This window comes from Massilia sp. DJPM01, from assembly GCF_030348125.1.
Classification (GTDB): domain Bacteria; phylum Pseudomonadota; class Gammaproteobacteria; order Burkholderiales; family Burkholderiaceae_D; genus Telluria_A; species Telluria_A frigida.
On the sequence record NZ_JAQOZV010000027.1, the window covers coordinates 33021 to 46748 of the forward strand.

Genomic DNA, 13728 nt, shown 5'->3' on the forward strand with positions numbered 1-13728 from the left:
GCATGACAATTACACTGATGCGCACGCCAGCAGGGCGGCAGCACAGGATGACCATGAGCGGAACCGTAATGAGCACTACCCACACCGATTTCAAGGTCGATTTGAACGACAATTCCCCGCTGTACATGCAAGTGGCGCGCAAACTGATCCAGGATGTGCGCGACGGGCGCTATCAGGTCGACCAGGCGCTGCCGTCCGAACGCTTGCTCTCCGAGCAGCTCGACGTCTCGCGCGTGACCGCGCGCAAGGCCATCGACCAGCTGGTCGAGCAGGGCCTGGTGGTGCGCCGGCGCGGCTCGGGCAACTACGTGGCGCCGCGCATCGAACAGCCCCTGTCCAACCTGTCCAGCTTTTCCGAGCAGTTGCAGCAGCGCGGCTACCGTCCCGGTTCGCAATGGCTCAGCCGCTCGGTGATCGCCGCCAGCGCCGACGAGCAGCTGAGCCTGGGCTTGTCGCCGAATGCCCGCGTGGCCCGCCTCGAACGCCTGCGCCTGGCCGACGATGTGGTCATGGCCTACGAAGTGAGCGTGATTCCCGCCAGCGTGCTGCCCCGCCCTGACGCGGTCGGCAACTCCCTGTACGAGCACCTGGCCACCACCGGCCACACCCCCGTGCGTGCACTGCAACATATCCGCGCCATGAATGCCGGCGCCGTGCTGGCCGGCCAGCTCGGCGTGCCCGAAGGCCAGGCGGTGCTGTACATCACGCGGGTCGGCTACCTGGAATCGGGCCAGGCGGTCGAGCTGACCCATTCGTATTGCCGCAGCGACCATTACGACTTCGTGGCGGAGATGCGCCGCGTCGCCTGATGCCGTCGCGTTCTTGTCCCTTTCATCCTGAACGCCGCCCGTTTGGCATTCAGGCCATCCTCGGTTCCATGCCCATTTCACACCAACTTCGGCGTCGTGGTTCAACCAGGTCGAGGGCTGGTTTGCCACCTTGACCGAAAAGCAGATTCGGCGCGGAACGCATCGTTCCACACGTCAGGGGGCCTCGAAACACCGTCGCGAGCGGTGCAAGTTTCGTCAGAGAAGCGCATCCGTACGAAGGTACGGTGAGCATCGCAGGGCGAAACTTGCGCCGCGCAGCAGGTTGTTCGAGGTCCCCGTCAGTTGAAGGATGCTATTCGCTCTTGCCTGGCACTGAATAACGCCGAACCCAAGCCCTTCGTCTGGACAAAATCGGCCGACTGATCCTCGCCAGCATAGAGCGATTTTTTCTGCGAATTTCTAACTCACCACACTAGATTTTCTAAGGATATTACCTGTCATTTCATCAACGTTGAACGGTTAACGAGCATGCGTGCATTTTTGCTGCTAAAATACTAATGTGTATTTTTGATAATTGTTCAGCCCCTATGAAGAGCTATCGAAAGCCATCGAGTTTTTCTTAAAAAAAGATGCATAGACGCCGAGATTGGCCCAATTTTTTAGCAAAAACGGTGGCTTTTTACCTAGCTGTCATAGTGACTGAACAGTTACTATTTTTGTGCAAATAAAACACTAACGGTGCGACGACCATGAACATCATTGGCTGGATACGTGAAGGCGATAGCGCCGCCTGCGGCGCTAGCGTCAAGCTGGGCCACCCCACCTACACCAGCCACGGCAAGGCCCTCGCCCACCACGGCAGCCCGATGGCTTGCCCTTACAACTGCGTGGTGACGGCCGGCGAGCATCACTTCACCTTGCCTGACGGCTTGCCACAGGCTTTGCATGGTGACAAAACCAGCGGCGGCTGCCCGCTTGCGTCCACCCTCAATGGCATACACGGCATTGCCGATCCGTCGGGCGCGCCGCTCGTGACGGCTTACTTCCAGCCGGCTGCCGATGCGCTGGCGACGGGCGACGGCGCGCCCGAAGCCGTGGCCGACGCACCTTGGTTGCCCGGCCAGTACGACGACCGTTACGTACTGCTGGGTGTGAGCGACGGCAAGCCGCTGGCCCATGCCGCCTACGCCATCGAGCGCGACGACGGCAGCATCGAACACGGCACCACGGACGCCGGTGGACACACCCATCTGCTCAAGCAGACCCTGGAAGCTGAACACGTCCGTATCTATCTGGAAGACAACGTATGAGCGCCGTGCTCGACAAACAAGGCAAGCCCATGCGGCTGGTGGGGGCCACCAACACCACCCCGCTGGCCGATGCCAAGGCCAAAAAACTGCACGTGTGCGACCACGGCAACGATGTGGTGCCGATTGCCGCGTATATGATCACGGAAATGCAGCGCAATCCGTTCAGCGAAGAAGGCAAGAAAATGATGGCGGCGAACGCTTACGACATCGCCAAGGAAATGAAGGCCTGGAATGCCATGCCGTGGTACGCCAAGATTGGCGGTCCACCTGACTATGGCAGCATCAGCGCCGGCCAGAAACTGGCCGCCTACACTATCTGGGCCGAACGGGTGGGGCCAAACCGCCCGTGGGACCACAAGCCCATCTTAAGTGCGCGCCTGCGCAAGCAGAAGATCTTCCGCGCCGGCTGGCAGCGCTATGGCAATGAAGACTATTTTTACGATATCTGGTCAAACATTCACTACGGCTACGTGGGCGCCGCCTGCGGCTTCAGCCCCGACGAACTGCTCGGTGGCGCCGGACTGGCCCAGGCCGGCAGCGACATCATGCGCGACGTGTCGTCCCTGCGCCGCCCGACCGTCCAGAACCATCCGGAAAACGGCGCCTGGGCCAATACCTTCGACGATATTCCCGACCATATTTCCATCAAGCTGGGGGTCACCCTGTACCAGCAGACCAAGCCGGCGGCGCTGACCGTGGCCGTGCTGCTCAAGGCCATCGCCGGGGTGCCAATGCCCTGGGGCAAAGGCATCAATGTCGCCAAGCGCGTGCATGAATGTCCGGCATGAAGAAGGCGTCGATGCGAGGCAAGCTGTTCGCTGGCGTTGGGGTGCTGGGCATGCTCGGGCTGGCGCTTGCCGTCTTTGCGCACAGCGCTCCCCTGGTGGTGTTGCACTACGCTGCAGGCGGCGGCGAGCCGGTGGGCTTTTTCTTTAATGAAGACAACGACATTACCAAGGACGTCATTCAGCCCGGCACCAGCCGGCAATTTCGCACCGCCCGTCGCCCTCACGCCGCGTATTTCATCAATGTGAGCCTGCCGCTGGCCAGCCGTGACGAAGTGGAGATCAAACCGCCGTTCAGCCGCGTCGACGTCTACATCGGTGCCGATACCCGCATCAAAAGCACCGCCGTCAAGACCGATTTCCTGGCGCGCATTGGTGTCAATTAAATAATTTTGCATGTGTGGTAGGATTTGCGCCACTTTTGCACGTCTTTATCAAATGAAACGCGTCGTACCAGGTACTTGACAGGGAAAAATCGGATGAAAAAAGTGATCCAGTCGATCGAGGAGCTCATAGGCGCCAGTGCCCAGCACCGGCGCATCCTGCGCGTGTCATTTCCCCAGGATGATGGGATTGGCGCACTGTTGCTGGTCAACCAGCTCGATGCGGTCGAATCCATCTCGCGCGACTTTGAGTACCGGGTTGAACTGCTCTCGAACAGCGCAACGCTTGCCTTGAAGGATTTGCAGGGCAAGCTCATGACGGTCGAGCTGGTACGCGGCGATGGCAGCCTGCGCTATTTCAGTGGCTATGTGTTCAGCTTCCGCCTGGTCACCACCGATGGCGGTTTCGCCTTTTATGAGGCACTGCTGGGGCCGTGGGTAAAGTATCTCAGCCTGCGCAAGGACAACTACCTGTTCCACGGCAAATCGCTGCACGACCAGACCCATGGCATTTTCGACGATTACGCCACCCTGCCAGACTGGGATTGCCGCATCCATGGTGAAGATCCACCGATGACCGATGCCTGCCAGTTCGACGAGACCGACCATAACTACCTGCACCGGCGCTGGGAAGCGGCCGGCTGGCACTACTGGTACGAACACAGCGCCAGTGGCCACCAGCTGGTGCTGTCGGACGATTCGCGCCAGGCCGATGCCATCGACGGCACTGGCCTGGTGCGCTTTCAGCGTCATGGCGGCGCCACCGAAGAAGACGGGATCGGCCAATGGTCGCCGCTGCGCAGCATCGCCCCGTCCAGCGTCGCCTTGTCCGGCTTTAATTTCAAGCATCCTGTGCCGCTCCAGGCCAGCATGCCCACCGTGAACCAGCAGGGCAACGTGCTGCATGTGGAGTCCTACGAATATACCGGGGCCTATGGGTTCAACGGCCGCCAGGAAGCCGATCGCATGGCGCAGTTGCGCATGGAAGAAGCGGAAGCCGATGCCAAGTACTTCGAAGGCAGCGGCAACAACCGCTACCTCCAGCCGGGCCGCTGGTTTTACCTGCGCGACCATTTCCAGGAAAGTGTCGCCGGCCACCTCGACAACCCCGGCAAGCATCAATTCCTGGTGCTCGAAGTGCGCCACACGGCGCGTAACAATTATTTGCAGAATACCCAGCCGGCTCAATACAGCAATACCATGCGCTGCATCCGCAGGCAGATACCGTGGCGTCCGGGGCGCGGCTTTAATAGTAACAACACGCAAATCCTGGCGCCCCAAACGGCGACCGTGGTAGGGCCGCACGGTCCGGACAGCATCCACACCGACCAGTACGGCCGCATCCGCGTCCAGTTCCACTGGGACCGCGAGGGTGCCAACGATGAGCGCAGCTCGGCCTGGCTGCGCGTGGCCAGTTCCTGGGCTGGCAGCGAACTGGGCGCTGCGGCCGTGCCACGCGTGGGCAGCGAAGTGATCGTGCAGTGGCTGGGCGGCTCGCCCGACCGCCCGATCGTCACCGGCAGCGTGTTTAACGAGCGCCATATGCCGCCATGGCAGCAGCCGACCCAGCACGCCCTCACCGGCCTGCGTAGCCGCGAGCTGGGGCCGCACACCGGCAATGCCGCAGGCGGGCGCAGCAACCACCTGATCCTGGATGACACCTACAACAAAATTCAGGCCCAGCTCAAGAGCGATCACCAGCACAGCCAGCTCTCGCTCGGCCACATTACCCGGATAGAAGACAATAGCGGGCGCAAGGATGAGCGCGGCGAAGGGTGGGAACTGGCCACCAACGCTTGGGGCGTGGCACGTGCCGGCATGGGCATGCTGCTCACCACCGAGCCGCGCAACAATGCCGCCGGCCACGCCAAGGACATGGGCGAGACGGTCGGCCGCCTGTCCGCCGCGCGCGAGCGCCACGAGCAATTGAGCGATCTGGCCCAGTTGCACCTGGCGCAGCGCGTCGATGTCGATCAGGGCGCCGCTGGCGCCGCCTTGAAGGCCCAGAACGACGGCATCTGCGGCGGCGGCCAGGCCCAGGGCGAACTGAGCGAGCCGCAACTCGTGCTCTCCAGCCCGGCCGGCATTGCCAGCAGTACCGCGCGCAGCACGCATATCCAGAGCGACCGCCACACCGTACTCAATACGGGGGAGCATTTGTCGATCACGACTGGCAAGAGCCTGTTTGCCAGCCTGACCGACAAACTCAGCGTGTTCGTCTACAAGGCGGGCATGAAGCTGTTCGCCGCCAAGGGCAAGGTCGAAATCCAGGCCCAGAGCGACAACGTCGAAATCATTGCCGAGCAAGTGCTCAAGCTGATCAGCACCAAACAAAGCATCGAGATTGGCGCCAACCAGGAAATCCTGCTGCACGCCGGTGGCAGTTTCATCCGCATCAGCGCCAAGGGGATCGAGCATGGCACCGACGCCAAGTGGGAAGTGCATGCGGCCAGCCATGCCGCGACCGGCCCGCAGGGTCTGGACGCCTCGTTCGCGGCCATGCCGGCTGCCGAGCTCGGGCCGCACAGCCTGCGCTTTGCCTTCCCTGGTGCCGACGACGTGGTCAAGGCAATGGGCCTGGTCGGCAAGCCCTATCAAATCCTGGACAAGATGGGCAAAGCGCTCGCCGCCGGCATGCTGGCCGCCGATGGCCGCCTGCCGCGCTTCGAGTTTGCCGATAACGACCAGCTCATCCTGCATCTGGGTGACGATAGCTGGCGCAGCATCGAACTCGATCCGGGCGAACCCATGCCGGAGATCGACCGGACGGAGGATGAGTATTACCACGACGAAGATGAAGAGCGCGTCGCCGAGGATAGCGAAGACTTCGGCCCCTACGCGTCGCTGTTGACCGGGGTCGACGCGTCGTACCACCTGAACAGCAAGCTGCTTGGCAAGCTCATTACCAATCCCGAAGGCGAGGAATAAATCGTGATCAACAGCATTTTCAACCACTTGGTACTGGCCGGCTGCCTGGCCCTGGCCTCGCTTGATGGCGCCTGCGCGGCGCCCGCCGCCACGAGCGTCGGTTCGCAACAGCAAGGCATGCATCAGTGGAAGGCCCTTGACGGCAAACTCATTCTCATCAATGGCACCTACCAGGACACCACCTCCTACAAGCGCAGCCTGACGTTCTACTTTGAAAGCAAGGCCGGCGCCGAATGGCTGCACGTCCCCGTGCTCGACAGCCAGACCGAGCAAGCCTTGACATGGTTCAGCATTTCACAGGGCGAACAAACCGTGGCCGATGCGGCCGTGCTGGCGCGTGCCGATGGCGTCCAGCTGGTGATCGCGGAAACCCGGCCAGGCGCGCGTGCGCCGATCGCGGTGCGCTGGTACCAGCTGGCCGAGGCTGGCGACGACAATCCCGACGGCCCGGCCTACTCCTTCAAGAAGACGTCCGCCACGAGCTACCCGGCCACCGCCAAATTGACGGTCGAGCAAGTGCTGAAAAAAGAAGTTTCCTCCAAGTCGAAGAAATAGGAGGCGTCATGACCCGCGAATTCATCAGTGCCAAGTACGATGCCAGTATCCTGACCGTCGATTACGCCGGGGACGACGGCACGCACCTGCTGCGCACCGGCGGCACCATCGCATGGCGTTTCAACAATCCCGGCAATCTGCGCCCCGCCGGCACCAAGCTGATCATGGGCGCCATCGGCATTGGCAAAACCAAGAGCAATGGCAGCTTCCTCATTTTCAAGAGCTATGCCGAAGGTCGCCTGCAAAAACAGAAGCTGCTTCGCCGCAAATATAACCAGCGCACCATCTACACCATGCTGACCGGAATCCCCGACCCCCAGCACCCCGGCAAGATGATGATGGGCTACGCACCGGCTTCGGACAATAACGATCCGCTCGCCTACGCCAACGCCATCGGCAAGCATACCGGCCTGCCGATTACGACCAAGCTTGCCGACATTTCCGACGCCAAGCTGGAGGAAGTGCTCGACGCCATGGAAGCGAAAGAAGGTTTCCATGGCATGAAGCATACGCGCAAGGAAAAAGAAATCGGCACCACCTCGGTCACCGTCTCCGATGGCGCCAAGCCCAAGCCCGACGTACCGGTGCAAATCAAGATCGGCGACAAGACTTACGAGAAAAAGACCGACCAGCACGGCCAACTGCCCAAGATTGCCCACACCGAGCCGGGCAAGAAAGCCGAAATCCATTTTGCCGACGTGGCGGGCGAATGGAAGAAACAGTTTGAATTCGTCATGGATGGCGTGTCCAATGCCTACGTCCTGCTGCACGACCTGGTCAGTTACGAAGCCCCGACCGCGCCCAAGAAACCACCGGCGAGCGTGACCACGCCGGCGCGCAAGCCATTCAACCATCTGGTGGCGCGCAAGGAAACCCTGGCGATCCTGGCCGAGCGCTTCAAGACCAGCGTGGCCGCGATCATGAAGGACAACAAGGCCATCAAAGACCCCAGCAAGATTTACGTCGGCCAGATCATCGGCATTTACGGGCCGCCATCGAGTACGCACCAGAGTGGCGCGGCCCGGCCGGCGCCCAAGGCGGCCGCCAGGCCGGCAGCGCAAGGCGGCAAAGCAGCCGCCCCGAGCGCACCGGCGGCAGGCGCGCCCCTCACGCGCAGCAAGGAAGGCAAGGGCGAACCGCTGGCCATCGTGCCAGTGGACCAGAAAGCGGCGCCCTGGATGGTGGTCGCCATCGAAGAAGCCAGGAAATGGGCTGGAAAAGAAGAAGACGTCATTACCAAGACCGGCAATTTCCACAAGCGGATGGGCATGGGCGGGGAGATGGTGAATACCCCTTGGTGCGCCGCGTTTGCCAATTACTGTCTCAAGACGGCCGGGGCGCCGTACGAAAAGAGTGCCTCGTCGCAGTTTCCTACAAGTTCCAAGAAGTTCAAGAAAATCGGCAAGCCGGTGTATGGTGCGATAATGGTCATGCGCAACTATGTCCGCAGCACGGGCAAGGCGCATGGCACCGGACACGTCACGTTCGTGTATGGCGTCACGAGCGATGGCAGAGTTGCCGGCCTGGGCGGCAATCAGGGCGATTGCCTGAAGGTGTCCAAATATCGGGTAACGGGCGTGTCGGGCAGTTTCAAGCTGAAAGGCGTGCAACTCGATCAGAAATTCCATGCTTTCTATATTCCCGTCACGTACGAAGAATATGCCAAAACACAAGGCGAACCGGAAACGGTGGATAGCGATGACGTCAACAAGAATTTCCTGCAGATTGCCGTGGTCAAAGACGGCGCCAACGAAAAAACGCAATGATGCTGACACTTAAACATACGATCTTGTTGCTCACGCTGGGATGCAGTGCTGCAGCCCAGGCCGGCTCGACCGATGGCTTGCACATTGCCGCCATCGCGGGCAAGACGGCACTGCCCTACGCCGACTCGGTGAAGCAACTGTTGGCAGACAATGCGGCGCACATGATCAGCTGCGGCGACTATGCCTTGAGCCTGGCAAGCCTGAGCAGCACGGATTTGCCGCGGCAATTGACCAGCGAACTGGCACTTGCCGCAGTCAGGGACAAAGCGAAACACAAGAAACTTGGCAAGATCCTGACCGGCTTTCGCAGCGAGACCCTCAAGCGTGGGTTCGATGCCGTGTTGACGTATGAAGTTCAGGGCACGCAACTGCGGCTGTATGGCATTTCCGGCGCGGATGATGTCAAGGTCGTGGTATCGAGCTTGCCGCTCAGCGATGCCTCGGATCAAAAGAAATTCAATATCGCCGCCTGCAAGGCCTTGGCCAGCTTGCCTGTGCTGGCTGCGCCTTAAGCGCCGCTCCCGGCAGGCGATGCTCCCGGGGTCGAACTCACAACCCCCAATGCTCTGCCCAGGAGTTCTGTTCTGCGCGAATAAGCTGGGCGCGCTGCCGTCGTGGGCCACATGTTCGCGGCCCGCATGCGATCAGTGGCGAGTGTCCTGAGTTAAAAATTCATTGACTAATTTTCTACATGGACTATGTTGTATGCATTCAATGCGCAACATGGAGGCTGTGATGGGAGCAGGACGTCCCAAGGCGGAGTTGGTGTTGAAGGACACGGAACGCGATCAGTTGTCGGTCTGGGCCAGGCGCCGTAAGACGGCACAAGCACTGGCATTGCGTTCGCGGATCGTGCTGGCGTGTTCAAGTGGCGCTGAGAACAAGGCAGTCGCTGCGGAGTTAAAAGTGGCGAAACAGACGGTGTGCAAGTGGCGCGGCCGGTTCTTGCAACGGCGGCTCGATGGTTTGCTTGATGCGCCGCGCCCTGGTGCGCCACGCACAATCGACGATGCGCGAGTTGATGCCGTGATCGCCAAGACGCTGGAAACGCAGCCGATGAACGCAAGCCATTGGAGCACCCGGACGATGGCGAAGGAGGCAAGGCTATCACAGAGCGCAGTCAGCAGAATCTGGCGCGCTTTTGGTTTGCAACCGCACCGCCAGGAAACGTTCAAGCTCTCCACCGACCCCTTGTTTGTTGAAAAGACCCGCGACATTGTGGGGCTGTATATTGATCCGCCAGTCAAGGCCATGGTGCTGTGCGTTGACGAGGAAAGCCAGATTCAGGCACTCGACAGGACTCAGCCGATTCTTCCTTTGGCACCAGGAGTCGCCGAACGGCGTACCCACGATGACGAGCGGCATGGAACGGCCACGCTTTTTGCTGCGCTTGACATCGCTACCGGCAAGGTGACCGGCGAGTTATATCGTCGGCATTGCAGCAGCGAATTTTTAACGTTCTTGCGTGCTATCGAGGCGTCCGTCCCGACTGAACTGGAGATCCATCTCGTGATGGACAATGACGGCACGCATAAAACGCCTGCAATGCGGAGCTGGTTTGCTCGCCATCCCCGGTTTCATGTCCATTTCACATCAGCTTCAGTGTCGTGGTTCAAGCAGGCCGAGCGCTGGTTTGCCACCTTGACCGAGAAGCAGATTCGGCGTGGAACGCATCGTTCCACACGTCAGTTGGAGGATGCCATTCGCTCTTGCCTGGCACTGAATAACGCCGAACCCAAGCCCTTCATCTGGACAAAACCGGCCGACGCGATCCTCGCCAGCATGGAGCGATCTTGTCTGCGAATTTCTGACTCACCACACTAACCGCATCGATGTAGCGGAGCGGCCATGCTGAACACAGAAATTCCCGACCGGCGGCATGCGGACCTGGACCAGTACCCCACCGGCGAACTGGTCGATACCCTCATCGATGACCAGTTCAATGCCGTGCGCGCGGTGCGGGCCGCGTCAAGCCAGATCGCCGCCGCCGTCACGGCCGCCCTGCCGCGTATCGATGCCGGCGGGCGCCTCATGTATGTGGGCGCCGGCACCTCGGGTCGCCTGGGCGTGCTCGACAGCGTTGAACTGTATCCCACCTTTTCCTGGCCGCACGAGCGCGCGCTGGCGCTGCTGGCCGGCGGCATCGACGCCATGTTCGTCGCCGTCGAAGGCGCCGAGGATGACAGCGCCCAGGGCGCAGCCGACCTGCGCGCGCTCAACCCGGGGCGCGACGACGTGGTGCTGCTGCTGGCCGCCTCCGGCGCCACGCCCTATGTGCTGGGCGCCCTGCGCGCCGCCGCCGCGGCCGGCGCCCTGACGATCGGCTTCGCCAACAATCCCGACGCGCCGGTGGTGCGCGAAGCGCAGATCGGCATCACCCTCGATACCGGCCCGGAAGTCATTTCCGGCAGCACCCGCCTGAAGGCCGGCACTTCCCAGAAAATCGCCCTGAACACCTTTTCGAGCGCCCTGATGGTGCGTTTACACAAGGTCTACGGCAACCTGATGGTAGACTTGAAGCCAACCAATGCCAAGCTGGTGCTGCGCGCGGTCCGCCTTACGATGTTTGCCAGCGGCGCCGACGAGGCCGCCGCCCGCGCGGTGCTGGAACAATGCGATTTCCATGTCAAGGTCGCCATCGTGGCCCTGATCAAAAAAACCAGTATCGCCCAGGCCAGGGTCTTGCTTGACAGTGCGCGCGGCAGCGTGCGCCAGGCACTGGCCGCCTGACTGCCTTTGCGTGGCTTGCGCGACGGCGGCGGCGGCCGCCCGGCCTGCATGATCACGAAAGAATTATGCAAACTGCGCAACAGAAAAGTCCGTGGCTGTGGGTGCCCTCCCTGTATTTCGGTCAAGCCATTCCCTACGTGGTGGTGATGACCCTGTCGGTCCTGATGTACAAGGACCGCGGCGTGAGCAACGACGATATCGCCTTCTACACCAGCTGGCTGTACCTGCCCTGGGTCATCAAGCCGCTGTGGTCGCCCCTGGTCGACCTGGTGCGCACCAAGCGCTGGTGGATCGTCAACATGCAGCTGGCCATCGGCGCCGGGCTGGGCGCGGTCGGCTTCACCATGCACCTGCCGGGCTGGTTCCAGATCAGCCTGGGCGTGCTGTGGGTGATGGCCTTCTTTTCCGCCACCCACGACATCGCCGCCGACGGCTTTTACATGCTGGGCCTGAAGCAATACCAGCAAGCCGCCTTTGTCGGCGTGCGCAGTACCTTTTACCGGCTGGCCACGATTGCCGGCGGCGGCGCCATGGGCATGCTGGCCGGCCATCTGACCACCCGCACCGGCGACGCCGTGTTTGCCTGGACGGTCGTGTTCTCCGTGCTGGCGGCGCTGTTCGTGGGCCTGTTCGCCTATCACAGCGTGGTGCTGGAGCGCCCGGCCGAGGACAAGACCGTGCTTGGGGGCGACAACAAGCTGGCCGAATTCTTTGCCACCTTTGCCTCTTTTTTCGGCAAGCGCGACATTTGGCTGATCCTCGGCTTCATCCTGACCTTCCGCCTGGGCGAATCGCAGTTGCTCAAGCTGGCGATTCCCTTCATGAAGGACCCGGTCGCCAAGGGTGGCCTCGGCATGACGACCGCGCAGATCGGGCTGGGGTACAGCACCATCGGCATCATCGCGCTGACCCTGGGGGGCCTGCTGGGCGGCTTCCTGATTTCGCGCCTGGGCCTGAAGCGCTGTCTGTGGCTGATGGTGTTCGCGGTGCACCTTCCCGACGTCGTGTTCGTCTACCTGGCCACTGCCCTGCCGCAAAATTTCGTGCTGATCGCATCGAGCATCGCGCTGGAGCAATTTGGCTACGGTTTCGGTTTCACCGCCATGATGCTATACATGATCATGGTCTCGGACGGCGAACACAAGACCGCCCATTACGCCATTTGCACCGGGCTGATGGCGTTCGGCATGATGGTGCCGGGCATGTTCAGCGGAAAAATCCAGGAAGTCCTGGGCTACCAGCATTTCTTCATCTACGTGTGCCTGATGACGATTCCCGCCTTCATCATGGCGGCGCTGGTGAAAATCGATCCGGAATTCGGCAAGCGGGTTGATAAATGATGGCGGATCAATGACGGCGCCAGCCCGCCTCGCCTCGCTGGATGCCTTCCGCGGCTTCACCATCGCGGCCATGACCCTGGTCAACAATCCGGGCGACTGGAGCCAGCTGTATTCCCAGCTGGCGCACGCCCACTGGCATGGCTGGACCTTCACCGACTGGATTTTCCCCTTCTTCCTGTTCATCGGCGGGGTCTCGATGGCGTTCTCGCTGGGGCGCCTGGCCGCCGCCGGGGCCGACAAGCCGACCCTGCTGCGCAAGTTGGCCGTGCGCGCGGGCATCATCTTCCTGATCGGCCTGGCGCTCAACCTGATCCCCGGCTTCGACCTGTCCACCGTGCGCATTCCCGGCGTGCTGCAGCGCATTGCCATCTGCACCCTGCTGGCCGCGCCCATCGTGCTGTATTTCAGCTGGCGCCAGCAAGTGCTGTGGATCGCCGGCCTGCTGGCGTTCTACAGCGTGCTGATGCTGTGGATGCCGGTGCCCGGCATCGGCGCCGGCGTGCTCGAACCGGGCCAGGACGTCGGCGCCTGGATCGACCGCCTGCTGCTGGACGGTCACCTGTGGCCGCAATCCAAAACCTGGGACCCGGAAGGTCTGCTCTCGACCATCCCCGCCCTGTGCAGCCAGCTGCTGGGCGTGCTGGCGGGGCGCTGGTTGCTCTCAAGCCACTCGCGCACGGAACAGACCGTCTGGATGCTGCTGGCCGGCCTGGCCCTGCTGTGGATCGGCGCCATGCTCGACGTCGTGCTCATGCCGATCAACAAGAGCCTGTGGACGCCGTCGTTCTGCCTGTTCATGACGGGCTGGGCGCTGATCGTGTTTTCCAGCTTTTACTGGCTGCTCGACGCCAATCCCCATCTCCCGCTGCGCAGCGCGGCGGCGCGCTGGAGCACGCCGCTGATTATTTATGGCATGAATGCGCTGTTCATTTTCGCGTTTTCCGGGCTGGTGTCTAAAATGCTGGGCTTGATCGAGGTCGGCGGTGTGTCGCTGGCGCAAGGGCTGTATGCACAGGTCTGCGCGCTAGGCGTGTCGCCTGTCAACAGCTCTTTGCTTTATGCTCTGCTGTTTAATGCGGCGATGTTCTTGCTTGCATGGTGGATGTGGCGCAAGAAATGGTTTGTAAAAGTTTAAATTGGGGAATGGTTTGCAGCCGAACA

12 protein-coding genes and 1 pseudogene are annotated in these 13728 nt (G+C 61.5%); all 13 read left to right on the top strand.

The features are described 5' to 3' along the window. Positions 1-68 precede the first annotated feature (68 nt). The 13 genes and pseudogenes from PO883_RS18070 to PO883_RS18130 all read left to right on the top strand — a co-directional run bounded on the left by PO883_RS18070 (position 69) and on the right by PO883_RS18130 (position 13702). Positions 69-809 (top strand): GntR family transcriptional regulator, encoded by a 741-nt coding sequence (locus PO883_RS18070; RefSeq protein ID WP_167085972.1) that lies wholly within the window; start codon positions 69-71, stop codon positions 807-809. Positions 810-852: 43 nt separating this feature from the next. Further along, positions 853-978: pseudogene (locus PO883_RS35150) on the top strand (IS630 family transposase); the annotation flags it as partial. A 541-nt stretch (positions 979-1519) separates the two neighbouring features. Next, complete coding sequence (locus tag PO883_RS18080) at positions 1520-2080, top strand: PAAR domain-containing protein (RefSeq protein ID WP_289311003.1); 561 nt, start codon at positions 1520-1522, stop codon at positions 2078-2080. Next, positions 2077-2868 carry a polymorphic toxin type 44 domain-containing protein gene (locus PO883_RS18085; protein WP_289311004.1) on the top strand — a complete coding sequence of 264 codons (792 nt, stop codon included), beginning with the start codon at positions 2077-2079 and terminating at the stop codon, positions 2866-2868. Before PO883_RS18080 ends, PO883_RS18085 begins: the two co-directional genes overlap by 4 nt. Further along, positions 2865-3251, top strand: coding sequence for a hypothetical protein (locus PO883_RS18090; protein ID WP_289311005.1), 387 nt, complete (start codon positions 2865-2867; stop codon positions 3249-3251). The genes PO883_RS18085 and PO883_RS18090 overlap by 4 nt, the downstream gene beginning before the upstream one ends. Positions 3252-3344: 93 nt before the next feature. Further along, positions 3345-6176, top strand: coding sequence for a type VI secretion system Vgr family protein (locus tag PO883_RS18095; RefSeq protein WP_289311006.1), 2832 nt, complete (start codon positions 3345-3347; stop codon positions 6174-6176). A 3-nt stretch (positions 6177-6179) separates the two neighbouring features. Continuing rightward, positions 6180-6731 carry a hypothetical protein gene (locus PO883_RS18100; protein WP_289311007.1) on the top strand — a complete coding sequence of 184 codons (552 nt, stop codon included), beginning with the start codon at positions 6180-6182 and terminating at the stop codon, positions 6729-6731. A gap of 8 nt (positions 6732-6739) precedes the next feature. Then, the gene (locus tag PO883_RS18105) at positions 6740-8497 is read left to right on the top strand and encodes a TIGR02594 family protein (protein ID WP_289311008.1); all 1758 of its coding nucleotides are present in this window, start codon (positions 6740-6742) and stop codon (positions 8495-8497) included. Positions 8498-8574: 77 nt separating this feature from the next. Further along, the gene (locus PO883_RS18110) at positions 8575-9009 is read left to right on the top strand and encodes a hypothetical protein (protein WP_289311009.1); all 435 of its coding nucleotides are present in this window, start codon (positions 8575-8577) and stop codon (positions 9007-9009) included. A gap of 223 nt (positions 9010-9232) precedes the next feature. Continuing rightward, entirely contained in the window at positions 9233-10321 is a 1089-nt protein-coding gene (locus tag PO883_RS18115; RefSeq protein ID WP_289311054.1) for an IS630 family transposase, read from the top strand. Between the two features lie 24 nt (positions 10322-10345). Further along, positions 10346-11227, top strand: coding sequence for an N-acetylmuramic acid 6-phosphate etherase (locus PO883_RS18120; RefSeq protein ID WP_289311010.1), 882 nt, complete (start codon positions 10346-10348; stop codon positions 11225-11227). Between the two features lie 65 nt (positions 11228-11292). Next, the gene (locus tag PO883_RS18125; protein ID WP_289311011.1) at positions 11293-12567 is read left to right on the top strand and encodes an MFS transporter; all 1275 of its coding nucleotides are present in this window, start codon (positions 11293-11295) and stop codon (positions 12565-12567) included. 10 nt (positions 12568-12577) lie between these two features. Further along, the gene (locus PO883_RS18130; RefSeq protein ID WP_289311012.1) at positions 12578-13702 is read left to right on the top strand and encodes an acyltransferase family protein; all 1125 of its coding nucleotides are present in this window, start codon (positions 12578-12580) and stop codon (positions 13700-13702) included. The last annotated feature ends 26 nt before the right edge of the window (positions 13703-13728 follow it).